Genomic DNA, 23,516 nt, shown 5'->3' on the forward strand with positions numbered 1-23,516 from the left:
TTTCTAGGCTAAGCGCCGCTTTTAGTGTCTGAATCAAAAAGCGGCAGGCCGTGGCGAAAATGGTGATTTCGAGAACCGGAGCGCAGCGTACTTAAAGGTACGTGAGCACCGGAAGCGTAGAAATTGCCATTTGCAGACCGGCATGGCACTTTTGGATCAGACACTTAGCGAAGGAGCCGTACTACGTGCCTGACTGGCTACAACTCATGATCGAGTCGCTACCGACCCTTCTCTGGGCGGGGCTGATCTTCACCATTCCACTGACCTTGCTATCCTTCATCTTTGGTCTGGCGCTGGCTCTTTTGACAGCGCTCGTCCGGCTTTTCGCTCCGGTCTGGCTTTCGTCGATTGCGCGCTTCTATGTCTGGATATTCCGTGGCACGCCGCTGCTGGTGCAGCTTTTCGTGATCTTCTATGGCTTGCCGAGCATGGGCATTTATCTCGATGCATTCCCGGCGGCGCTTATCGGCTTCACGTTGAATGTCGGCGCCTATAGTTCGGAAATCATCCGGGCGGTAATCTCATCCGTGCCCAAGGGCCAATGGGAAGCTGCCTATTCCATCGGCATGAGCTGGCGTCAGGCATTGATCCGCACCGTTTTGCCGCAGGCGACCAGAATCGCCGTGCCGCCGCTTTCCAACACATTCATTTCGCTTGTGAAAGATACGTCGCTCGCCGCCGCAATCACCGTGCCGGAGCTTTTCCAGTCGGCACAGCGCATCGTCGCCACAACCTACGAACCGCTGATCCTGTATATCGAAGCCGCGCTGATCTATCTGGCGCTGAGTTCGATATTGTCGGCCCTTCAGGTACGGCTTGAGCGACGCTTCGGGCGTTATGGCGGCACGCTGGAGACAAACGCATGATCGAGCTGAAACACATCGTAAAGCGTTTTGACGACGCTGTGATCCTCAACGACATCAATGTCACTATCTCCGAAGGCTCGGTTACTGCTCTCGTCGGCCCGTCAGGCGGCGGCAAGAGCACGCTTCTGCGCTGCATCAACCTGCTTGAAGTGCCCACATCCGGCAGTCTGTCGCTGGGCGGACAGACGCTGACTTTTGAGCCGGGACGCAAGCCAAGCTGGCAGGCGATCCAGTCCATCCGCCGCCAGACCGGCATGGTGTTCCAGAATTTTCAACTGTTTCCGCACCAGACAGCGATCCAGAATGTCATGGAAAGCCTCGTAACCGTGCTGAAATGGCCAAAAGCCAAGGCCCGCGAGCGCGCCATGGAGCTGTTGCAGAAAGTTGGCATGGCGCATAAGGCCGACGCCTGGCCGTCGACCCTGTCCGGCGGACAGCAGCAACGCATCGCGATTGCCCGCGCTCTGGCGCCGTCGCCCCGCGTGTTGCTGTGCGACGAACCCACCTCGGCGCTCGATCCGGAACTCGCCTCGGAAGTGGTGGACGTTCTGAGCAAGCTCGCCAAGGAAGGCACGACGATGGTGATCGCCACCCACGATCTGCGCCTTGCCTCCAAGATTTCCCAGAATGTGGTGTTTCTGGAATCAGGCAATATCGTCGAAACCGGCTCCGCACACGACGTCTTCTCGCGCCCGTCCCGTGAGCGTACCAAGCAGTTCGTCGCGACCATCAACGCCGCGCATAGTTACGACATCTGACCGACCATTTTGTCTTTCAGGAAAGGGCTTTCGCATTTGCGAAGGCCCTTTCGTTTTTGGCCTTATCGCAATTCATACGATCTTTTCGAAATTTTCCGCCGAGTCTCACCGGCCTGCCCCTTGGTAAAAGAGAAAACCGCTGTTACATTAAGGGCAACGTAATAAATCAAGCGTCCTGCTTGCGTCCTTTCGGTTCGCGCGGCGCTTATAAGGATCAGTACCTTGAAAAACCCCGAGGAGCGCCCCGTAGAAAAGGCGCAACAAGGGGCGTCCGGCGGACAATCGGGAAATGCTCAAGCCCGGAATCCGTCGACTAACGGCAAGCGCAAACCGCGCAAGGAAGCCGTTGCAGAAGCCGGGAATGCGCGTAGCGCACCCGATTCAGGACGCCCAAAGCCGCAAAGTGAAGCGGATGACAAGGGTTCCGGCAGCCAGCGGAAGCGTGCGCGCCGTCGTCACCGTGGCAAAGCGGCACGGCGACCGGAAGCGGCTGTCGCGCAGAAAGCTGCCGAAGACACCACTCTTCAGGAAGCCAAGTCCCCCGGCAAAATTTCGAATCGCCGCAGGCGCGCCCGCAAGAAGAAGCAGGCGCAGCAGCAGAATAATGCCGCGCCGCGGACCGCCGAAAACGCGCCCAAGAGCGCGCACGAAACGCCGCGTCGTGACAATCACGCGCAAGCATCGTCGCATGCCAAGCGGAAAAACGGCGCTGCACAACCGCCACGCCACAACCACGCCGAAGCGCCGCTTTACGCAGCGCTCGACCTTGGCACGAACAATTGCCGCCTGCTGGTCGCATCGCCGACCCGGCCGGGACAGTTCCGCGTCGTGGATGCGTTTTCGCGGATCGTGCGCCTCGGCGAAGGGCTGAGTGCTACCGGCAGGTTGAGCGACAACGCCATGCAGCGCGCTATCGAAGCGCTCAAGATCTGCCGTGACAAGCTGGCTGGCAAGAAGATCCGCCGTTCGCGCCTGATAGCGACCGAGGCTTGCCGTGCGGCTTCGAACGGCGAGGAGTTTCTGGAGCGGGTACGCGAAGAAACCGGGCTTGAACTGGAAATCGTCGATCGCCAGACGGAAGCGCGTCTTGCCGTTTCCGGCTGCGGAACACTGGTTGCGCGCGAGACGGAAGCGGTCGTTCTGTTCGATATCGGTGGCGGTTCCTCTGAAATCGCACTGATCGACGTTTCGCAGCGCCGGTCTCCGCGCCTTGCCGAACATATCATGGCATGGACCTCCCTGCCCGTGGGCGTTGTGACGCTTGCGGAGCGTTTCGGTGGACGCAACGTCACGCAGGAAAGTTTCGAGGCGATGGTCGGTCATGTGACCGAGCTTCTGTCCAGCTTTGCCGAACGGCACTGCCTTGGCCAGCTCGCTACAAGCCCGCGTTTCCATTTGCTCGGCACATCCGGTACGGTTACCACGCTGGCGGGTATTCATCTGGGGCTCGAACGCTATGACCGTCGCCGCGTCGATGGCATGTGGATGGGCTCGGAAGACGTGACGCAGATGACGAGCCGTCTTCTGTCCTGGGATTTCGACGCGCGTGTTGCAAATCCATGCATCGGTGCAGACAGGGCCGATCTGGTGCTTGCGGGCTGCGCCATTCTCGATGCCATCCGCAAGGTCTGGCCGAGCGAAAAACTTCTGGTGGCGGATCGCGGCTTGCGTGAAGGCATCCTGACCGAACTAATGTCGCGCGACGGCGCATGGCGGCACAATCGCGCGCAATTGCGCCAATAAATGCGCTGTTGGCGCTAGAACAGGCAACTGAAAATGAGCAAAGCAGGCGGAAACAAGGGCGGCACGAAGACGGGTGCCAAAACGGGCGGACGCGGTGGTGCGGGCACCAGCAATCTGCACGTACGCGTGAAGAAAAAGGCAGGTACGATCAAGGAATCGTCGCGTCGCTGGCTGCTGCGTCACCTGAATGACCCCTATGTGCACAAGTCCAAGCAGGACGGCTATCGCTCGCGCGCGGCCTACAAGCTGATCGAAATCAACGATCGCTACGATCTGCTCAAGAAGGGCCAGAAGATCATCGATCTTGGTGCCGCACCAGGCGGTTGGTCGCAGATAGCAGCCAAGATTGTCGGTTCCACCGACGAAGATCCGCATGTTGTCGGCATTGACTATCTGCATGTCGATCCATTGCCGGGCGTCACCCTGCTGGAGATGGACTTCCTTGATGATGAAGCGCCGCAGAAACTGATGGAAGCGCTTGGCGACAAGCCCGATCTCGTCATTTCCGATATGGCTGCGCCGACCACCGGCCACCGCCGCACCGATCACCTGCGCACGGTACACCTGTGCGAAGTGGCGGCTGAATTTGCTGTCTCGGTGCTCAAGCCCGGCGGTCACTTCCTGACCAAGACTTTTCAGGGCGGCACGGAAAATGAGCTTCTGGCCATGCTGAAGCAGAAATTCCGCTCCGTGCACCACGTCAAACCGCCCGCATCGCGTGCGGAATCAGTCGAGCTTTATCTGCTCGCACGTGATTTCAAAGGCTGATTTTCAAACGAAATCGCAAAGTCATGACAGGGGCCGCCGCGGCCCCTGTTATTTGCCCGCTGACGAGTTTGCCGCTTCGACTACGGCACGCTCTGTGCTCTTCGGTTTAACGACAGTCGGCCCAGCCAACTCGTGTCCCGCGTCTGGTGAAAGCCGCGCAAACCAGAAGAATGCGACAACGGACACCAGGGCCACGACAATAAAGCCGACATGGAAGTCGACCAGGGCCAGCGGTGCACCGCGCACGCCGCTGCTGATTTCCAGCACGCCGCCTGCAAGGGCAACGCCAATCGCCAGTGAGACCTGTTGCGCAACGGCGGTGATCGGCGTTGCCTGACTGGTCTTTTCATCCGGAATTTCAGCATAGGCCAGCGCATTGACGCCAGTGAAGAACAGGGACCGCGCAAAGCCGCCGACCAGCAGGAAGCTGAGAATGATCCAGATCGGCGTCATGGGCGTGAACAGGCTGTTGACCGCAATAAAGCCCGCCGAAATGATCGAGCCCGACATCAAGGCGCGCCGGAAGCCGATCTTAGCGAAAATCCGCTTCGCGCCAAACTTCATGCTGATCGCGCCGATGGCCGAAACGAAGGTTATCATACCTGACTGAAACGGCGTGAAGCCGAAGCCAAGCTGAAACATCAGCGGCAGCAAAAACGGAATTGCGCCGATTCCGAAGCGGAAAATACTGCCGCCCAACACGGCCGACCGGAAAACCTGATTGTCGAACAGCCGAAGATCGAGCAGCGGATCTGCACTGCGGCGGGCATGGATGATATAAAGCACCGAACTGACCAGACCGACCGCCACCGTCACGAAACCGATGGCGGGCGGCAGTGCAGGCAGACTTACCACAGACAGGCCGAAGACCACGCCGGACATGGCAATGCCGGACAAAAAGAAGCCGGGCCAATCGAGGCGCTTGACGATGCGCTCGTCATTATCGGGCAGAAAGCGCGTGGCGAACCAGATACCAATAACGCCGATAGGCACATTAATCAGGAATATCCAATGCCATGTGAGAAAGGTCGTGATGAAACCGCCGACCGGTGGTCCGACCAACGGACCGACCATGGCGGGGATCGTCAGCCATGCCATGGCGGAGACGAGTTCGCTGCGCGGTGTCGAGCGCACCAGCACGAGACGCCCCACCGGCGTCATCATCGCGCCGCCCATACCTTGCAAAAAGCGTGAGACGACAAAGGCAGTCAATGAATTGGCCGCCGCACAGGCAATCGAGCCGACGACGAAGACGGCGATTGCGGCCCGGAAAACATTCTTGGCTCCAAATCGGTCGGCCATCCAGCCGCTGATCGGAATGAAAACCGCGAGTGCGACCAGATAGGCTGTCAAAGCCAGCTTGAGTGCAATCGGACTGGTGCCAATGTCGGCGGCAATCGCTGGCAAAGATGTCGAAATGACATTCGAATCCATCTGCTCCATGAAAAGAGCAATTGCCAGCACAAGTGGAATGATGCGGTTCACGGTGAATTTCCGAATAAGCCGTGCTTTTACATAAAGCTTATCAAAGCTATGTCGTGCTTATTGGTAGATTGCTAGCCAATTTTTTCTCACATTGTGGTGACTTAGGCCCAGTTTGCGCGGTTTATTGGCTCAAAAGCCCGTCACTTAGCGCCCAACGGAACAAAAGACACGCATTTCTCACGACAGATTTCAATCGTTCACAATTGTGTAAAGCGGGGTTGCGCATGCCGTAACGGACTGTTACATTCGGTAACAGTTTCACGAAGCTTCGAGTCTGGAAGGGGTGGTCCCGGCTCAAGGAGGTAGGAAATGAACGATATTACGAGAACTGCACTTGTTTATGGCATGATGATCATTTCGCTGAACACAGCGCTTGCGATCGGTCTTTTGGGACTAGATTTCCTGCACTAAGCTGGCCGCCCGATGAGGCTTGGCCCGTGTTTATGATGATCGCGTATCGAGTTTGATTTTGCCCTCCAGGCAAATTATGAAAAAGAGCGCTTCTGATTTATCGGAAGCGCTCTTTTCAATTTCTGGGGCTTTCGCGTGTTTGAAAATCAATCACGCGCCTTTGTCATAGGCAAATTTCAGACCTTCACCCAGCTTGCACTTGAAGATTCTGGTTTCTCCAATCTGGTCATGAGTTTTTGGAGAAAATCTCCAGATGATGATTGTCGCTGTTTCATCCGGCAAAACCCGGTAGCGGACAAACTGTTGAAGCGGAGTGTCATCACTTACCGTTTCATGATTGTGCGCATAGACGATTGCTTCATCAGGAGCAGGTTTGCTTAAAAAGGCCTGGATGACTAGCCCACCGGTAAAGCCTTCCGGCCTTTGCTTCGTACCTGATGTCTGCTCGCACTTGTCCAGCTCCAGCAGCGACGTTGTCCGCTGCCCGGAATATAAATGTTGCTTTAGGGTTGCGAATTGATCGATGGATTCTGCTGCATGGGCGGGTGCTATCCCGCTCATGCCGATGACCATCAGCAACGTGCCAATCTTCCTGCGCATCGTGTGACCTTTCGTTCGATCATGATGCGCTTTAGGCTAAACCTCTTGTAAACAAACACTATTCCAAGAATTAGCTTACTAATTTTCCGCCAATCAGAGAATGCGTCCCTGACTGGTCGGATCGAAGAACACCGACTTGTCGAGATTGAAGGCAAGGCGTGAAGCTTGGCCTGCCACGATGCGCGCATCGGCACGCAGGCGGGCAACCACATGCTTACCGCCAAGGCGGGTCACCGCAAACGTGTCCGAGCCCGCCGGTTCGACCACATCGATCAGGCAATCGCCTTCCACGACCGCACCCGCATTGCGATCCGCGCCGTCGGGATCGGTCAGCGCTTCCGGACGGATTCCGAAGACCACCTGCTTGCCCACATAGTCGCCAAGAGCTTGCGGTGCGTTCTTCAACGGAAGCGTCAATGCCTGCCCGTCACCACGATCAAGCGAGATTGCATAACCCGAGCCATTCTTCTCAACAGCGACCGTCAGCAGGTTCATCGCTGGCGAGCCCATGAAATCCGCCACGAACATGTTGGACGGGTTGTTGTAGATCTCCGCAGGCGTGCCGAACTGCTGCAAGACGCCATCTTTCAGCACCGCGATCTTGGTCGCCAGAGTCATGGCTTCGATCTGATCGTGCGTCACATAGACGATGGTTGTCTTCATGCGGTTATGCAGGCGCTTGATTTCGGTACGCATATCCACGCGCAGCTTCGCGTCGAGGTTCGACAGCGGTTCATCGAACAAAAAGACCTGCGGATTGCGCACAAGTGCGCGACCCATCGCAACGCGCTGACGCTGGCCACCGGAAAGCTGGCTCGGCTTGCGGTCGAGCAGATGGCCGATCTGCAACATATCGGCCACTTCCTGAATGGCCTTGTCGCGCTCGGGCTTCGGAACTTTGCGAATTTCCATGCCGAAAGCGATATTCCCGGCAACCGTCATGTTGGGATAAAGCGCATAGGACTGGAAGACCATGGCGATATCGCGCTGCGACGGATGCAGACCGGAAACTGACTTGCCCTTGATCGCAATGTCACCGGATGTGATCGGCTCGAGACCGGCAATCGTGTTGAGCAGCGTGGACTTGCCGCAACCCGACGGGCCGACGAGAACCAGAAAGCCGCCTTCCTCAATCTCGATATTGATGTTCTTCAGGATCGAGACAGTGCCGTAGGACTTATAGAGATCAGTAATTTTCAGAAACGACATAGTGAACTTATCCCTTGACGGCGCCGGACATCAGACCGCGCACAAAGTAGCGGCCGGACACGATATAGACGATCAGCGTCGGCAGAGCGGCCAGAATGGCAGCTGCGAAATGAACGTTATATTCCTTGACGCCTGTGGAAGAGGAAACGAGGTTGTTGAGCGCCACCGTCATCGGCGTGGAATTCGCGCCGGAGAAGGATGCGCCGAACAGGAAGTCGTTCCAGATATTGGTGAACTGCCAGATCACGGACACGACGATGATCGGACCTGACGACGGCAGCAGAATGCGCCAGAAAATCTGGAAGAAACTGGCTCCGTCAATCTGCGCAGCGCGCACCAACTCGGTCGGAAACGCTTCGTAATAGTTGCGGAAATAGAGCGTGGTGAAGCCGAGACCATAAATGACGTGCACCATGATGAGGCCCCAGATCGTTCCGGCAATACCGAAAAGTCCGAGCATGCGCGCCATGGGGATCAGCACGATCTGGAACGGGATAAAGCATGACAGCAGCAGCAGGCCGAAGAAGATATTCGAGCCACGGAAGCGCCATTTGGTCAGCACATAGCCATTCAGCGCGCCGATAATGGTGGAGATTGCCACGGCGGGCACGACCATCAGAATGGAATTGATGAAGAACGGTTTCAAGCCGGTGGGCTGCACGCCGATCTGCGCTGTCGACCATGCCGAAAGCCACGGCGCGATGGTCCATTGCTGCGGCAGGTTCAACATGCCGCCCTGACGGATTTCTTCCAGCGGTTTGAACGAGTTGACCAGCATCACATAGAGCGGCAACAGATAGTAAATGGCAAAGAGCAGAAGCGCGGTATAGATCAGCGCGCGCGTCAGCTTACCGCTGTTGATGGCGTTATCTTGCGACTGGGCGCTCATGACCGCGACCCTCCGCGAATTTCCGAATAGAGATAGGGAATAATGATCGAGAAGATCATCGCCAGCATGACAATCGCCGACGAAGCGCCGATACCCATCTGGTTACGGGTGAACGTATAGGAATACATGAATGTCGCCGGGAGTTCAGTCGCCTGTCCCGGTCCGCCGCCGGTCAGTGCGATGACAAGATCGTAGGCCTTGATCGCCAGATGCGCCAGCACCACGAAAGCCGACAGGAAAACCGGGCGCATCAGGGGAATGATGATGCGGCGATAGATCGTGCCGGTCGAAGCCCCATCGATCTGGGCCGCCTTGATGATTTCGTTGTCAACGCCGCGCAGCCCCGCAAGGAACATGGCCATCACGAAACCCGATGATTGCCAGACGGCGGCAATCACCAGACAATAGATCGCCATGGTGTTGCTCTTGATCCAGCCGAAGGTAAAGCTTTCCCAGCCCCACAGATGCATGGTGTTTTCAAGCCCGATGCCCGGATCGAGAAACCACTTCCATGCCGTGCCGGTCACAATGAAGGACAGCGCCATCGGATAAAGATAGATCGGACGCAAAAAGCCTTCGCCACGGATCTTCTGGTCGAGCAGAATGGCCAGAAACAGGCCAATCACCGAACAGATGATGATGTAGAGCGACGCGAAGATCGCCAGATTGGTGATCGCCCGCCACCAATGCGGCAGCGCCCAGAGTTTCTCATAATTGGACAATCCCACGAAGCCGTAGGATGGCAGCATCCGGCTGTTGGTCAGCGAAAGCACGCCAGTATAAATGATAAACCCGTAGACGAAGACGAGGACGATCAGGAAGCTTGGAGCCAAGACCAGCTTGGGGATGATTTCCTGCAATCGGCTGTTACGCTGCATATTTGCGCCACCCAGTTTGCGCCGCTCGTGATGCCCGATGAACAGGCATTCGAGACGATCGTTTCAGCGGCATTTATGCATGACCGGAGAACGACCCGGCTGCAAAATGCGTTGGTCCAACGATGCCTTCACAGGTTCCGATGGAACCATGCAAGACAACATCATGCAATGCTTGTTCTGAATTCCGAAATTGCTGATCCGGCTGGTTGCGAGGCCCACTCTGGAACCCCGGACCGGATAAAAAACGTCCGGGAGATTTAAGCTCCCGGACGCCTGTTCAGCGTATTACTTCGCAGCAGCGACAGCCGAGACGAGTTCCTTGACAGCATCTTCAGAAGAGAGCTGTCCGTTGAACTCGCGGGTCACCACGTCGTAAATCGCGTTCTTGACGGCTGCAGGATTGGCATAGCCGTGCGCCATGGAACCGAGCATCGTGCCCTTGCCATCAGCTTCCTTCAGGTCGGCGATAGCCTTCTTGCCGCAAGCATCGAAAGCAGTATCCGGCACATCGGTGCGTGCAGGAGCCGAGCCCTTGACCACGTTGAAAGCGGACTGGAAGGTCGGGCTTTCAACAGCCGAGGCCATTTCCATCTGAGCAGGGATCTTGTCTTCGGCAACCTTGAACATCGCGAACATGTCGGAGTTGAAGGTCACAGCGCCCTGCGTGCCCGGATAGCGCATGCAGACGAAATCTTCGCCCGGCTTCTTGCCAGCCTTCACGAATTCGCCCTTGGCCCAGTCGCCCATGAACTGCAGACCGGCCTTGCCTTCGATGACCATGGCCGAAGCCAGGTTCCAGTCGCGACCGGAGAAGTTGTCATCGACATAGCTGCGCAGCTTGGTCATGCGGTCGAAAGCCTGCTTCATCGTATCGCTGCCCAGAGTTTCCGGGTCGAGATCGACAAAAGCCTTCTTGTAGAAGTCGGTGCCGAACGAAAGTACGACGGCGTCGAAGATCGTCGCATCCTGCCAAGGCTGGCCACCATGGGCGATTGGCGTGATGCCCTGTTCCTTGAACTTGTCGAGAAGTGCGATCAGCTCATCCCAGTTTGCCGGTTCCTTGCCGCCTGCCTTGTCGAGCGCGGCCTTGTTGATCCACATCCAGTTGGTGGTGTGGACGTTCACAGGTGCAGCAATCCAGTGATCTTCATACTTGGCGAATGCCTGCAACGGAGCGGGAATGACCTTGTCCCAGCCTTCCTTGTTGGCAACTTCGTCGAGATTGCCGAGAGCGCCCTGCTCGGCCCAGTCGCGAATGTCGAAGCCGAGCATCTGAACGGCTGTCGGCGCGTTGCCAGCGGTAACGCGAGCGCGCAGAACGGTCATGGCTTCAGTGCCGCCGCCGCCGGCAACAGGCATGTCGGTCCAGCTGATGCCCTTCTTTTCGAGGTCCTTCTTGAGAACGTCGAGCGCAGCAGCTTCACCGCCAGCGGTCCACCAGTGCAGAACTTCAACATTCTGCTTGGCGTCAGCAGCGTTTGCGACAGGCGCCATTCCGGCAAGCAAAGCGCAGGCAGCCGTACCCATAGCGGCGAGTTTCAAAAGTTTATGCATGTCTACCTCCCGTAGAAACAAACGAAACTTGTTACACCGGATCGCCGCGCTGGGATTCCCGTCCCAACCGCACAGCTATCCGTTTTTGAATTTCCTTCGTCCTGTCCGCGCCTTGAGGCGCAAACTGAAACCGGCCGCTCCATACAACCGGCTCCTCCTCATTCACTGCCGCAACCCGGTGCAGAGAGATGATCTCCGCCGGATACCCCGGCCAACTGATGCGACGTGCTGCGATGTCCTCCAAACCATCTTTACGCCGCCTCACCCCAATTGACAACGTTGTCTTTTATGAATGAACCGCATCCACCAGACAAGATGTATTGCCTAGGATAGGCTGAAACCCGGGATAGGTGTCAATATCCCCGATATGATAAATAGCGAGAAATTTAATCGATTAAAATTTTAAGTCGTATTCCACAGCCAATTTCCTATGAGAAATGAAGTGTTTAGGCGCTTTATCGAGGTTTAGCAGCCATCGTCTAAACCTTTGAATAAGCGTAAACCAGAAATGCCGATACCCGCTCTTTAATGGGATAAAAATCCTGTGAACCGACTGGACAATATCGCCGCGCCCACTTAATTTGAGCGTGCTTACGCAATAGTGCGTGGGCTTGTTCTCGGGGCGGGGTGAGATTCCCCACCGGCGGTATGGAAAGCGATTTCCGAGCCCGCGAGCGCCTGAAAGACGAAGCTGATTCGCTTCATCGGTCAGGGTCAGCAGATCCGGTGAGATGCCGGAGCCGACGGTATAGTCCGGATGAAAGAGAGCAAAAGAGCGTGACCTATTGCGTCTTCCGACGCGAGTAATGCGTTCCTTTGTGCGCCCTGATTCTAGTTTCTTGAGGAACCTATGAACCAGAGCTATCCGAACAAGACTTCCTTCAAAGTAGCCTTCATTCAGGCTCGCTGGCACGCCGACATCGTCGACGAAGCCCGCAAGAGCTTTATTGCCGAACTGGCCGCCCAGACAGGCACCAATGTCGAAGTAGAAGTCTTCGACGTTCCCGGCGCTTATGAAATTCCACTTCATGCCAAGACGCTGGCCAAGACCGGCCAGTATGCCGCCATTGTCGGCGCGGCTTTCGTCATCGACGGCGGCATTTACCGTCATGATTTCGTGGCGACGGCTGTGATCAACGGCATGATGCAGGTACAGCTTGAGACCGAAGTGCCGGTACTGAGCGTCGTTCTGACCCCGCACCATTTCCATGACAGCAAGGAGCATCATGACTTCTTCTTCAACCATTTCAAGGTGAAGGGCGTCGAAGCGGCTCATGCGGCCTTGCAGATCGTTGGCGAACGCAGCCGTATCGCCGCATTGGTCTGATCGTTCACTGGAACGGCCCCGCATGGCGGGGCCGTATCTCAGTCGGCCACAATACGCTCGCCATGGGTGTAGACGTCGAACTCCTCGCCACGCACGATGGCGACAAGAGTGAGATTGGCCTCGTCCGCTGTCCGAATGGCCAGAGCCGTCGGCGCTGAAATAGCCGCCAGCACAGACGCGCCGAGCTTCACTGCCTTTTGCACCATTTCAACGGATACCCGGCTTGTGATCACGGTGATCCCGTGTTCCGTTTCAGTATTCGTACGCGCCAGCGCGCCAACCAGCTTATCCAGCGCATTGTGTCGGCCGACATCCTCGCGCGCGGCAATCAAGCCCTGCTGTGGCCTGTAGAAACCTGCGGCATGAACAGATTGGGTGGTTGCATTCAATTGCTGTTCGCGCCCGAGTGCGGCCATTGCCACAGCGATAGTGCTCGCCGAAAAGCGATGCTTGTCCGCCTTGAGCGGCGTTACCGGGCGCAGAGCCTGCTCGATGGAATCAATACCGCACAGGCCGCAACCAACCGGGCCCGCCATGAAGCGGCGACGCGCCGCCAGCCGCTGTTCCGGCAATTCGGCAAGGCGCATCTGCACATCGACCCCTTGCGCGAAAGCGACAACCTCGATGCTTTCGATCTGACTGGCATCGTCGATAATGCCTTCGGTCAGACTGAAACCGACAGCGAAATCCTCCAGATCGGACGGCGTTGCCATCATCACAGCCTGTGTGGAGCCATTATAGCTCATCGCGACGGGCACCTCTTCCGGAACAGCGCGGTGCCCTTCCTGGAAGCCTGAAACACGATGTGCAAGGCGCACCACATCCTGACTGATCTTGGGTATCGTCATGTCACTCGCCCGCTGTTTCCGCATCCCAACACATCGCTACAGTTTGATGTGGCATCATATCGGGTTTTCTGTATGGTGCCAGCGAACAGGCATGCAGCACAAAGCATTTCGGCCATAACCGAATTCAATTTTGTGTATGAAAGGCAGCGCCGATAGCGAGGATAAAATGGATATTCGCCAGATCGACGACAATTACTCAGTCTCGGGCCAGATTTCGCCCGACGACGTGCGCGACATTGCGGCAGAAGGCTTTCAGACGATCATCTGTAACCGTCCAGACGGCGAAGGCGGCCCGGAACAGCCGGATTTTGCCGAAATTGCGCGTGTTGCAGAGAAAGCTGGCCTCGCCACCTATTACATTCCGGTGGTTGGCGGCCAGCTGACGCAGGATGATGTCGATGCCATGGCCGCGGCGCTCGACGAAGCGGAAGGTCCGTTCTTCGCCTATTGCCGCTCCGGCGCCCGTTCTACGAATATTTACGGGATCGTGCAGAGCCAAAAGCGCGGATAAAGAACGAGCGCAGGCTATACGGGCGGTGAGTGCGCAAGGGCATTGTTTCAGTTCTTGCAAACATAAGGCTCACCGTCCCGAAAGTCGCGTACGACGACCGAAGACGCCCTGCTGGTTATGTGCGCAGTACTGGCGGTAATAGGACAGACCGGCGCGAACCACAGTTGCGCCAACGCCACCGGCGACGAGCATCCAGCCAAGCGCCTGCACCCAATTGAACGTATCCAGTCCGCCGCTCAGTGCGACGACCACAACGCCGGCCCACAGAAGGGCAGCGGTGCGACGCCAGAACACCGGATTGAGTTCATCGAAAACCGCCTTCCACAGCGAGTGGACAAGGCAGGCGAAGAAAAGAGCCGCGGCCAGCCCGATGTTGAGCAATTCGACCGGGAGCCATTGCTGCGAAGTAAGCATAATATCCATCATCCAACTTAAGCCGCGATACGTCGGGTTAAAGCCGCCACATGGCTTTTCCTTCCGAACCGAAGGTATTGTTTACGTTGCACATCCAGGCATCGTGCTTTCCAACAAAAACAGATTTTGTTTCTTGTCTGGTTTCTTGCCCGATGCTTCAGCCCCATTGAGCTGTCAATTTGTGGCTTCAACGTGTTAGAAGCACGGAAAGCTCCTTGTAATAAATTCACTTATTATTGCGATCACGCGAAATATCGTGTTGAAAACATTATACTATCCCGGCCGCCCTCCGATAGGTCAGCCGCCGCAATCCCCTTGATAGTCTTGGACAATTCGCCTTCACGCAATGCTCGCGCAGGGTGGCGTAACGCGCTCCAAAAGCGCGTCACGCTACTGTCTTGTAACAGCGTTGAAACAATTTGGCAGAGTATTCAGCCTCGGAAGCGAGGCCAGAACTTGGGGTTATTCACAGCGCCAAGCAAAAAGGTTCATTCTCACTCGTCCACCAGCTTCTTGTAGGGAACGTTATCCGACGGATCGGCGGCCCCCGGCGTGTGAGCAGGACGCCCGAACAGGAAGCCTTGCACCTGTGCGCAGCCTTCTTCGATCACCATGCGGTGCTGATGGAAATTCTCGATGCCTTCCGCCACGACCGGCAGATCGAGACTGCGCCCAAGCCCGACAATCGCCCGCACAATCGCATGGGAGCTGACATCGGTTTCCATCGTATTGATGAAGCTGCGGTCGATCTTGATCTTGTCGAATGGAAAGCTCTGGAGATTGTTCAGCGAAGAATAGCCGGTCCCGAAGTCGTCCATCACGATGCGCACGCCGAGCCTCTTGATACGGCGCAGCAGTTCCAGCGTCGTTGGCCTGTCCTTGATCAGCGCTGCTTCGGTGACTTCCAGTTCCAGTCGATATGGCTCAAGCCCGGTTTCTTCCAGCACAGCAGCAACCGTTTCAGGCAGATTGGTCAGGCGGAACTGGATCGGCGACACATTGACGGCAATCGTCAGATGACGTTCCCATGTCGCGGCTGTCCGACAAGCTTCCCGCAGTACCCATTCGCCAAGGGCGATAATCACGCCGGTTTCCTCAGCAATCGGAATGAACACTTCCGGCGGGATCGATCCGCGCTCAGGATGCGTCCAGCGCAGCAGTGCTTCATAGCCCTTGCAAGAACCGTCGGCCGTTCCGATCAACGGCTGATAGGCGATGGTGATCTGACCGCGCGACATGGCCTGACGCAGATCAGCTTCCAGCTGCCGTCTCTCGGTGATTTCGCGATCCATTTCCGGCGAGTAGAACGCGACCATGCCCTTGCCGCTCGTCTTGGCGCGATAAAGTGCCACGTCGGCTGCATGGCGGAGCGTTTCGGCATCGCGGCCATCGGTCGGATAGATGGCAACGCCGATACTGACGCCGACCGCCGTCTGGTCGGCGATCATATTCATCTCCGCCTTGAATTCTTCCAGTATCCGTTCGGCAAGCTTGCGCGCGCCGGAAGGCTGCGGCACGCCCACTTGCAGGATGACAAACTCGTCGCCGCCAATGCGCGCAGCCGTATCAACGCCGCTGATCGTGCGCCGCAAAATATTGGCAACGGTTTTCAAAACCCGGTCGCCTTGCGCGTGACCGAAAATATCGTTCACCGCTTTGAACCGGTCGAGGTCCAGCGCAAAGACAGCGCAACGCTGCTGTGAGCGCCCGCCGACTGCATTGGTCAGCCGTTGCTCGAAAAAGGCGCGATTGGGCAGGTCAGTCAGCGCATCATGGTTTGCCATATGTTCGATCTGGCGTTGCGCAGCGCGCTTTTCCGTCAGGTCGCGCACAGCAAGAACCTCACAAGACTTGCCCTGATATTCAATCGTGTGGACGGCGAGTTCGAAAATCCGCTGGTCGTTTTCCTGACGGGGTTTTGCCTCGACCGCCGCCTGACGCGGTGCAGCCGCAGGCAGACCGTCCGCTGTCAGCAACAGATCTTCCGGCGAACGACCGACCAGCGCCTTTTCATTGCTGTTCATCAGTCGGGAGAACCGCGCATTCACTTCGACGATCCGGTCATCGCGGATGACGGCGAGACCATCCAGCGTCGCATTCGCAAAGCCCTTCAAATCCGTCATGTAGCGGTCAATGAACACGGCAGCGACAGTCATGAACGCAATGAAGCACGACACCGTCGCAACAGCGCCGACGATCCACATGCGGCCCGTGCCGAGCGGATCAGCCGCAGGCAGGCTTGGGTCGGGGATCAGCGTGGTTGACGACATGGTGGTGAAATGCAGAACGCAGATCGAACCGACACCGAGAACCGTGGCTACTGAAATACGCATCCAGCGCCCGGACAGGCGCATCACTTCGAAAGCGCCAGCAAGCATCAGCGTTGAGACAACAGCGCCGACAATGATCGGGACAAAGTCGAACTGCACGGTAGCAGCGGCGTTAACAGCGGACATACCGGTGAAATGCATCGCGGCGATAACCAGCGCGCCGCAGAGTCCGGCCAGCAGATTTGATGTCGCGCTGTTGAAGTCGAACAGGCGCAGCATGACCCAGAACCCGGCGATCGCAATGATCGCTGAAAGCGTCGTGATGATGAGATCGAACTCTATCGCCACCGTGCCCTGATAGGCCAGCATTGCCACAAAATGCGTCGCCCAAACGCTCAGGCCGCCCGCAAAAGCGGCGGTCGCAAGCCAGCTGTCACGGCGATGATCGGCACATTCTTCCGCCCGCGCGAGCAGAAGGAAAAAGGCAAAAACACCAATGAGAGAAATGACCGCAGCCAGAACCACGATGGGTCTGTCATGCTGGACGGATATGCACTCTATAACTTTGAACATAACACGCCCCCGCTTTCATTTGCGCAAGGCCGCCGTCGGCCCGCACCGAAGCATTTTTGTGTTTTTGTTATACAACGCATAATTGTTTAGCCCAGACTACTTAAGCAATTATAAATCCGAGCTAAAAGCGCACCGGATACCAAAGTGTAAGGTCTATACTTAATTCGCTTACTATATTAGATAGTAGTAATATTATCGAACTTATTTGCCAACCCTGCGGCCCACGCGGGCAAGCAGGATAACCGGCACAATGCCAATGACCACAATGGCGAGTGCGGCAATCGACGCTTCTTCATATGTACCGCGCGCGGCTTCGCCGTAAAGATGCGTTGCGAAAGTTTCCATATTGAGCGGGCGCAGCAGCAATGTTGCTGGCAACTCTTTCACGCAATCCACAAAAACCAGCAATCCTGCGGCAACAATTGCCGTCTTGGAGAGCGGAAGGTGAATGGAGCGGAATGTCGCCGTCACGCTGCGTCCAAGGGTGCGTGACGCATGATCGAGTGATAGCGGAATGCGTTCCAGCCCCGCATCAATGCCCCCAGCAGCGATGGCCATGAACCGCACGCCATAGGCATAGACCACCGCAGCGCCCGAACCGATCAGGATCAAACCGGCAGGCACGCCAAAGAAATATCCCGCCAGTTGATTGAAGACATGATCGAAGCTGCCGGACACGACGAGAATACCAATCGCGATCACCGTACCGGGCGCGGCATAGCCCATGGTGGACAGACGATAGAACCAGCGGGAGGCGACGCCCGGAAACAAACGCACGGCGTAAGCCACCATCATGCCGCACACCAGCACGATCGCCGTCGCAATCGACGCCAGCAATATGGTGTTGAACGCTTCCCCGGCGAGACGGGGGGATATGCCCGCAAAGCGCGCGCGCTTGACTGCTTCAACCAGCAGATAGAGCGCAGGGCCTACAAAGCCGACGATGACCGGCAACGACCCGAGAGCGAAAAGCCACAATCCCCTTGCGACGGAGACCTTCGACGGCTCGAACCCACGCGAATGGCGGATATTGGAGGCAAAGCGCTGTTTGCGCCGCGCCCAACGCTCCAGCGAAACCAGCGCCACCACGATCAGCAGCAAAGCCAGCGCGAGCTGCGCCGCGCCCGGCAAATCAGAGCGTGTGATCCATGTGGTGTAGATCGATACCGTCAGCGTGCGAACGCCGAGGAATTCCGCTGCGCCAACATCGTTCAGCGTTTCCATCAAGGCGAGGCTGACACCAACAGCCACAGCCGGGCGCGCCAGTGGAAGCGCCACCCGCCAGAAAATGCCGCGACGGCTGACGCCGAGTGTCCGCGCCGCATCCATGAGACTGGCCGACTGGGTGAGAAACATTGCCCGGGTCGGGATATAGACATAAGGATAGAGCACGAAGCCCAGCAGCAGAATGCAGCCGGTCATCGAGCGAATATCCGGCAAGCGAAACTGGCGCGGGCTTTCAAAGCCGAGCACATAGCGGATCGCGCCTTGCACCGGCCCTATCGGATGAAGAATATCCAGATAAGCATAGGCGACAATGTAGGTCGGCACCGCCAGCGGCAGCAACAGCGCCCATTCCAGAATGCCGCGCCCGCGAAAATCATAGGCCGTCACCAGCCACGCCATCGACGTTCCCACGAGCGCTGCAATACAGCCGACGCCGAGCAGAAGAATGACCGTATCGGCAAAGGCGGTCGGCAATAATGTGGAGAGCAGATGCTGCCACAAGCCTGCCGAACCTTGCAAAGCCTCGCGAGCGAGCGCCAGAACCGGCAGGAAAACAAGGATTGCAATCACCGCCGAAGCCCAAAGCCAGACACGCCCCGCCTTTGCAGGCCGGAAGAGCGAATGTCGTGCTTTGGCGGGCATATTTGTCATCGTGCTCGTCATATTGAAACGCCGGCGCATGAAGCACCGGCGCTTTGTTCATACAGTCATTGCGGTTTTAGTTGTCGAAGCCAACCTTATCAACCAGTTCGCTGGCTTCCTTGCGATGGCCGACGATTTCAGTCAACGGAACCTTGTCGATCTTCAACTCACCGAACGACTTCACAATCGCATCGACCGGAGCGCCGGGCTTCACCGGATATTCGTAATTGGCCTCGGCATAGATCTTCTGTGCTTCGTCGGAGACGAGATATTCGAGAAGCTTGATAGCTTCTTCCTTATGTGGGGCATTCTTGGCCACGGCTGCGCCGCTGATATTGACCTGCGTGCCACCGTCCTTGAAGGTCGGGAGAATAACCTTGATGCCCTCGCCCCAGCCCTTCTGCTCATCGCCGCCCTTGCCCGAACGCATCAGGCCGACATAATAGGAATTGGCAACAGCGATATCGCAAATGCCGCCGACAATATCCTTGGCGCCGTCGCGGTCGCCACCGGCAGCCTTGCGAGCCAGATTGGCCTTCAGGCCGGTCAGCCAGGCTTCGGTCTTTTCTGCGCCGTAATGGGCGATGTAATCGGCAAAAAGCGCGGTATTGTAAGGATGCTGACCGGCGCGAATGCAGATCTTGCCTTTCCACTTCGGGTCGGACAGGTCTTCGTAATTGATGGCGTCGAGTTCCAGATCCTTTGCGGCATACACAACGCGGGCGCGCAGCGACAGCGCATACCAGTTGCCCTTGGCGTCACGAAGCTGTTCCGGCACGGCTTCGCTCAAGGTTTTGGATTCGACCGGCTGGGTCAGGCCCTTTTCCGCGAGATCAACGAGGTTACCCGCATCGACAGTCATGAGAATGTCGGCAGGAGAGCTTGCGCCTTCCGACGCGACGCGCTCGGCCAAACCGTCCTTCAGGAACACCGTATTGACCGTGATGCCAGTCGACGCCTTGAACGCGTCAAGCAGAGGCTGGATCAGGCCCGGTTCGCGCGTTGTGTAAATATTCACCTCATTGGCGGAAGCAGTTCCGGGTAGAAATGTCGCTGCAACGAGAGCAAGGCCGGCACGCGCGAAAATGGGCATATTACCTCCGTTTGGAATAGTTCCAAATAAAATGATGAGTGATGCAATCAACTTATATTAGCTGTTTCTGATCCGGTCAATCACCGCGCCAGGCAAAAGCGAACCAATCGAAATCAGCTGTGGAAGATCAAGGCCTTATCGTGATCGAAACGAACAAACACATGATTGACGGTGCTTGGCACACGGATGGGCGTGCGCAGACGCAAGCGCAATGGAGCAGCGTCGGCATGGAGCACCAGTTCCTCTGTTTCGCCAAGGAAGGTGCGCATCTCGATCAGGCAACGCAGATCGCCGGAAACAGCATCGCCATCTCCAACGATATGCAGATCGCCGGGGCGCAGATAGACGGAGACGTCCTTCGCCGATTGCAGCGCTTTCGGCGCTTTGAACGAGCCGAAAGCAGTATCCACCACGCCGCTTTGCAAGGCACCGGGAATGACATTGAAATCGCAAAAGAAGTCTGCCGCATAACGGCTTTCGGGACGATCATGGAGATCGCGCGCGGTGCCGCTTTGAACGATCTCGCCTGAACGCATCAGCACGACGCGGTCACCGGTCGAAAGCGCCTCCTCTGCCTCATGCGTCACGATGATTGCGGTTGTACCGAGCGCGCGCAAAAGGCTGACCGTCTCGCGACGCACCTTTGCCCGCAGGCCCCGGTCCAGATTGGAAAACGGCTCATCCATCAATAGAAGATGCGGCTTCGGCGCGAGCGCGCGTATCAGCGCCACACGCTGCTGCTCACCGCCCGACAGCATATGCGGATAGCGCTCGGCCATATGCGACAGGCCAACAAGTTCAAGCAGTTCGACCACCCGCTCCTGTGCCGCATCACGGCGCATTTTGCGCAGACCGAACAGGACATTGTCGCGCACGCTCAAATGCGGAAACAGCGCATAGTCCTGAAAGACCACGCCGATATTGCGCTTGTCGGGTTCCACGAAGGTGGTTGGAGAGGCAAGCACCTTGCCGCCCATACTCAGCGAGCCGCCATCTGGCGCGTCGATACCGGCAATAATGCGCAGCATGGAGGTCTTGCCACAGCCGGAATGGCCGACGAGGCAGATGATCTCACCGGCCTGCACATCGAGCGACACATTGTTGAGCGCAAGAACAGAGCCAAACTGGCGGGTAACGCCCGAAAGTGTCAGAGCTGGACCAGATGCTCCGGTTTCTTCCTGCAATTGCTCAATCTGATTGCGCGCGTCCATGCCTGACCGGAATCCCCATATCCATTCCGTCGCATATAGACACTGTTTTTCAGCTTCGCCACTAAAACAGGACCGATTTTCTCAAGAACTGGATAAGCACCTCCATCTTTTTAAGAATTCGATGTTGCTTTGGGTATCAACTTGGTTGATTGCGAGCAAAAAGCGGAGCATGTTCGGCACTCTTCCGCATGCCCAATCACACTTCAGGAGAATGACCATGGGGCCCGTCACGGACAAGGTCGCGACAGCCGAACGCCTGCCGCAAGAAACGAAAATTGCCATTATCGGCGGCGGCGTTATCGGTGTTTCCACCGCCCTGTTTCTGGCCGAACGCGGCATCCCGGTCGCCCTGTTCGAGAAGGGTGAAATCGCAGGCGAGCAATCCAGCCGCAACTGGGGCTGGTGCCGCCGCACGGGCCGCGATACCCGCGAAATGCCGCTTATCGTTGAAAGCATGCGGCTTTGGGATGGAATGAACGAGCGCACGGGTCGCGAAACCGGCTTCCGCGTGACCGGCATTGCCTATGCGGCTGAAAAAGCCGAACAGATGGCGAGTTACGAGCAGTGGATTGCCGCCGCCCGCGAACATGGCATTGAAACCGACATTCTGAACAGCCAGCAGGCCGAGGCACTGGCTCCCGGCCTGACCCGACGCCTTGCAGGCGGCATGATCACGCCACTCGACGGTCGCGCAGAGCCGCAAAAAGCTGTGCCCGCCTTCGCCGCCAAGGCGCAGGAAGACGGTGCCGTCATCATGCAGAACTGTGCCGTGCGCGGCATCGAGACGACCAATGGCCGTGTCACCGCCGTTCTGACGGAAAAGGGCCGCGTGCGTTGCGAGGCTGTCGTGGTGGCTGGCGGGGCCTGGTCGCGCCTGATCATATCGGAGTTCAACGCCCGCCTACCGCAGCTCAAAGTGCGCTCGTCGGTGTTTCGCACCACGCCGATTGAGGCCGGTGTTGAACCTGCCATCGCCTATTCGGATTTCGCACTGCGCAAGCGGCTTGACGGCGGCTATACGGTTGCAAGCCTCGGCGGCTCGATCGCCGATATCGTCCCCGACAGCTTCCGCTATCTGAAGGATTTTCTTCCCTCGCTGTCGAGCGGCGAGTGGTTCAATGTACGCTTTCGTTTCGGACAGCGCTTTTTCGAAGAAGCGTTCCAGTGGAAGCTGCGTCCTGCCGATCAGATCTCGATCTTCGAAAAAGTCCGCACACTGGACCCGGAACCACACCGCGCCGCCAATGCGGCCATTCTGGCAAAGCTGAAACAGGCGATCCCGGCCTTCGCATCTGTATCGATTGCGCAGGAATGGGCGGGGATGATCGACACCATGCCGGATATCATTCCGACCATTTCGCCAATCCCTGGTGTTGAAGGCCTGATCGTCGCAACCGGCTTTTCTGGCCATGGCTTTGGCATCGGGCCCGGTGCTGGCCGTCTGGTTGCGGATATGGTCAGCGGCGAAACGCCGGTGGTCGATCCATCGCCGTTCCATATTTCCCGCTTTTCCGATGGCTCAAAACTGCGCATCGAAAACTGGGGCTAAGCCAGACGCAACACAATCCCCGGAGCCGACAACTCCGGGGCATTTAACGCGGACTATTCAATCACGCCGCAGGCAAAGCGTGCGCCACCGCCACCGAGCGGCTTTGGCTCATCCGAATAATTATCGCCGCCAACATGGATCATCAGGGCGCGGCCCTTGACCTCGTCCAGCGATTTGAGGCGCGGCGAAACCACACTGCCGGTAATCTTGCCGTCTGCATCCGCTTTCAAGAGCGGCAGGTCGCCCATGTGGCCCTCGCCTTCCGGCCCCATATGGTGCTTGGTATGGCCCGGATCATAGTGACCACCAGCCGCCTGTGCGGCAACGGTCTTTCCGTCCTGTTCCGCTGGTGCACAACTTCCCTTCTCATGGACATGGAAGCCATGTTCACCCGCAGCGATGCCCTGAAGATTGGGCGTAAATTGCAGGCCGTCAGCGGTTTGCGAAATCGTAATCGTGCCGAGTTCCTTGCCCTGTCCTGTGGGCAGCGCTTCAAACATTTTCACGCTCACACCGTCCGCAAAGGCGGGCACGGTCGCAAGCGCCAGTATCGAACCTAAAATCAAACTGCGCATCGTCTCCTCCATCCTCAAATTCGTTTCCGATGCAGGATTAACGTGCGGACGAGCAAATTGTTCGGTCTTCGCATGGTGCGGATGATTGCGCGGCGGTGTTCCGCCGCGCAATCCG

The 23,516-nt window shown here is 57.3% G+C and carries 20 protein-coding genes and 1 riboswitch; of the genes, 7 read left to right on the top strand and 13 right to left on the bottom strand.

Annotated elements, in window-relative coordinates:
- Nucleotides 1-185 precede the first annotated feature (185 nt).
- The 4 genes from QBD01_RS12695 to QBD01_RS12710 all read left to right on the top strand — a co-directional run bounded on the left by QBD01_RS12695 (nucleotide 186) and on the right by QBD01_RS12710 (nucleotide 4,135).
- Nucleotides 186-866: an amino acid ABC transporter permease gene (locus tag QBD01_RS12695; protein WP_078336826.1), complete on the top strand. Its 681-nt coding sequence runs from the start codon at nucleotides 186-188 to the stop codon at nucleotides 864-866.
- Nucleotides 863-1,624, top strand: a complete 762-nt coding sequence (locus QBD01_RS12700) for an amino acid ABC transporter ATP-binding protein (protein WP_280993102.1) — start codon at nucleotides 863-865, stop codon at nucleotides 1,622-1,624. Before QBD01_RS12695 ends, QBD01_RS12700 begins: the two co-directional genes overlap by 4 nt.
- 222 nt (nucleotides 1,625-1,846) lie before the next feature.
- Nucleotides 1,847-3,367: a Ppx/GppA phosphatase family protein gene (locus tag QBD01_RS12705; RefSeq protein WP_280993103.1), complete on the top strand. Its 1,521-nt coding sequence runs from the start codon at nucleotides 1,847-1,849 to the stop codon at nucleotides 3,365-3,367.
- 33 nt (nucleotides 3,368-3,400) lie between these two features.
- Nucleotides 3,401-4,135 carry an RlmE family RNA methyltransferase gene (locus QBD01_RS12710; RefSeq protein WP_280993104.1) on the top strand — a complete coding sequence of 245 codons (735 nt, stop codon included), beginning with the start codon at nucleotides 3,401-3,403 and terminating at the stop codon, nucleotides 4,133-4,135.
- 48 nt (nucleotides 4,136-4,183) lie between these two features.
- On the opposite strand, the gene QBD01_RS12715 is transcribed toward QBD01_RS12710, so the two are convergent.
- The 6 genes from QBD01_RS12715 to QBD01_RS12740 form a co-directional block, all read right to left on the bottom strand.
- Nucleotides 4,184-5,620 (bottom strand): DHA2 family efflux MFS transporter permease subunit, encoded by a 1,437-nt coding sequence (locus tag QBD01_RS12715; RefSeq protein WP_280993105.1) that lies wholly within the window; start codon nucleotides 5,618-5,620, stop codon nucleotides 4,184-4,186.
- Between the two features lie 561 nt (nucleotides 5,621-6,181).
- Nucleotides 6,182-6,631 (bottom strand): VirK family protein, encoded by a 450-nt coding sequence (locus QBD01_RS12720; RefSeq protein ID WP_280993106.1) that lies wholly within the window; start codon nucleotides 6,629-6,631, stop codon nucleotides 6,182-6,184.
- Between the two features lie 93 nt (nucleotides 6,632-6,724).
- Nucleotides 6,725-7,840: an ABC transporter ATP-binding protein gene (locus QBD01_RS12725; protein ID WP_280993107.1), complete on the bottom strand. Its 1,116-nt coding sequence runs from the start codon at nucleotides 7,838-7,840 to the stop codon at nucleotides 6,725-6,727.
- A gap of 7 nt (nucleotides 7,841-7,847) precedes the next feature.
- On the bottom strand, nucleotides 7,848-8,729 hold the full coding sequence (locus QBD01_RS12730; RefSeq protein ID WP_182519798.1) for a carbohydrate ABC transporter permease: 882 nt from the start codon (nucleotides 8,727-8,729) through the stop codon (nucleotides 7,848-7,850).
- On the bottom strand, nucleotides 8,726-9,607 hold the full coding sequence (locus QBD01_RS12735; protein WP_138784805.1) for a carbohydrate ABC transporter permease: 882 nt from the start codon (nucleotides 9,605-9,607) through the stop codon (nucleotides 8,726-8,728). Before QBD01_RS12735 ends, QBD01_RS12730 begins: the two co-directional genes overlap by 4 nt.
- Before the next feature lie 285 nt (nucleotides 9,608-9,892).
- Complete coding sequence (locus QBD01_RS12740) at nucleotides 9,893-11,161, bottom strand: ABC transporter substrate-binding protein (RefSeq protein ID WP_280993108.1); 1,269 nt, start codon at nucleotides 11,159-11,161, stop codon at nucleotides 9,893-9,895.
- A gap of 609 nt (nucleotides 11,162-11,770) precedes the next feature.
- A riboswitch (FMN riboswitch) is annotated at nucleotides 11,771-11,934 on the top strand.
- A gap of 77 nt (nucleotides 11,935-12,011) precedes the next feature.
- On the opposite strand from QBD01_RS12740, the gene QBD01_RS12745 reads away from it, so the two are divergent.
- Nucleotides 12,012-12,488: a 6,7-dimethyl-8-ribityllumazine synthase gene (locus tag QBD01_RS12745; RefSeq protein WP_280993109.1), complete on the top strand. Its 477-nt coding sequence runs from the start codon at nucleotides 12,012-12,014 to the stop codon at nucleotides 12,486-12,488.
- A 38-nt stretch (nucleotides 12,489-12,526) separates the two neighbouring features.
- Here QBD01_RS12745 and fdhD read toward each other — a convergent pair whose 3' ends face one another.
- Nucleotides 12,527-13,336 carry a formate dehydrogenase accessory sulfurtransferase FdhD gene (gene fdhD / locus QBD01_RS12750; RefSeq protein WP_280993110.1) on the bottom strand — a complete coding sequence of 270 codons (810 nt, stop codon included), beginning with the start codon at nucleotides 13,334-13,336 and terminating at the stop codon, nucleotides 12,527-12,529.
- A 166-nt stretch (nucleotides 13,337-13,502) separates the two neighbouring features.
- Between fdhD and QBD01_RS12755 the strand changes: the two genes are divergently transcribed.
- Nucleotides 13,503-13,847 carry a TIGR01244 family sulfur transferase gene (locus tag QBD01_RS12755; protein WP_078337067.1) on the top strand — a complete coding sequence of 115 codons (345 nt, stop codon included), beginning with the start codon at nucleotides 13,503-13,505 and terminating at the stop codon, nucleotides 13,845-13,847.
- A gap of 69 nt (nucleotides 13,848-13,916) precedes the next feature.
- Here QBD01_RS12755 and QBD01_RS12760 read toward each other — a convergent pair whose 3' ends face one another.
- The 5 genes from QBD01_RS12760 to QBD01_RS12780 all read right to left on the bottom strand — a co-directional run bounded on the left by QBD01_RS12760 (nucleotide 13,917) and on the right by QBD01_RS12780 (nucleotide 21,277).
- A complete protein-coding gene (locus QBD01_RS12760) occupies nucleotides 13,917-14,270 on the bottom strand; it encodes a hypothetical protein (protein WP_280993294.1) in 354 nt (117 codons plus the stop codon).
- Between the two features lie 485 nt (nucleotides 14,271-14,755).
- Nucleotides 14,756-17,104, bottom strand: coding sequence for an EAL domain-containing protein (locus tag QBD01_RS12765; RefSeq protein ID WP_280993111.1), 2,349 nt, complete (start codon nucleotides 17,102-17,104; stop codon nucleotides 14,756-14,758).
- 201 nt (nucleotides 17,105-17,305) lie between these two features.
- Entirely contained in the window at nucleotides 17,306-18,982 is a 1,677-nt protein-coding gene (locus QBD01_RS12770; RefSeq protein ID WP_280993112.1) for an iron ABC transporter permease, read from the bottom strand.
- 67 nt (nucleotides 18,983-19,049) lie between these two features.
- Nucleotides 19,050-20,066 (bottom strand): Fe(3+) ABC transporter substrate-binding protein, encoded by a 1,017-nt coding sequence (locus tag QBD01_RS12775; RefSeq protein ID WP_280993113.1) that lies wholly within the window; start codon nucleotides 20,064-20,066, stop codon nucleotides 19,050-19,052.
- Nucleotides 20,067-20,179: 113 nt separating this feature from the next.
- A complete protein-coding gene (locus QBD01_RS12780; protein ID WP_280993114.1) occupies nucleotides 20,180-21,277 on the bottom strand; it encodes an ABC transporter ATP-binding protein in 1,098 nt (365 codons plus the stop codon).
- A gap of 217 nt (nucleotides 21,278-21,494) precedes the next feature.
- Between QBD01_RS12780 and QBD01_RS12785 the strand changes: the two genes are divergently transcribed.
- Nucleotides 21,495-22,826, top strand: a complete 1,332-nt coding sequence (locus QBD01_RS12785) for an FAD-binding oxidoreductase (RefSeq protein ID WP_280993115.1) — start codon at nucleotides 21,495-21,497, stop codon at nucleotides 22,824-22,826.
- 53 nt (nucleotides 22,827-22,879) lie between these two features.
- On the opposite strand, the gene sodC is transcribed toward QBD01_RS12785, so the two are convergent.
- Nucleotides 22,880-23,401, bottom strand: coding sequence for a superoxide dismutase [Cu-Zn] SodC (gene sodC / locus QBD01_RS12790; protein ID WP_280993116.1), 522 nt, complete (start codon nucleotides 23,399-23,401; stop codon nucleotides 22,880-22,882).
- Nucleotides 23,402-23,516 lie beyond the last annotated feature (115 nt).

The sequence above is a fragment of the Ochrobactrum sp. 19YEA23 genome (genome assembly GCF_029909865.1).
Classification (GTDB): Bacteria; Pseudomonadota; Alphaproteobacteria; order Rhizobiales; family Rhizobiaceae; genus Brucella; species Brucella gambitense.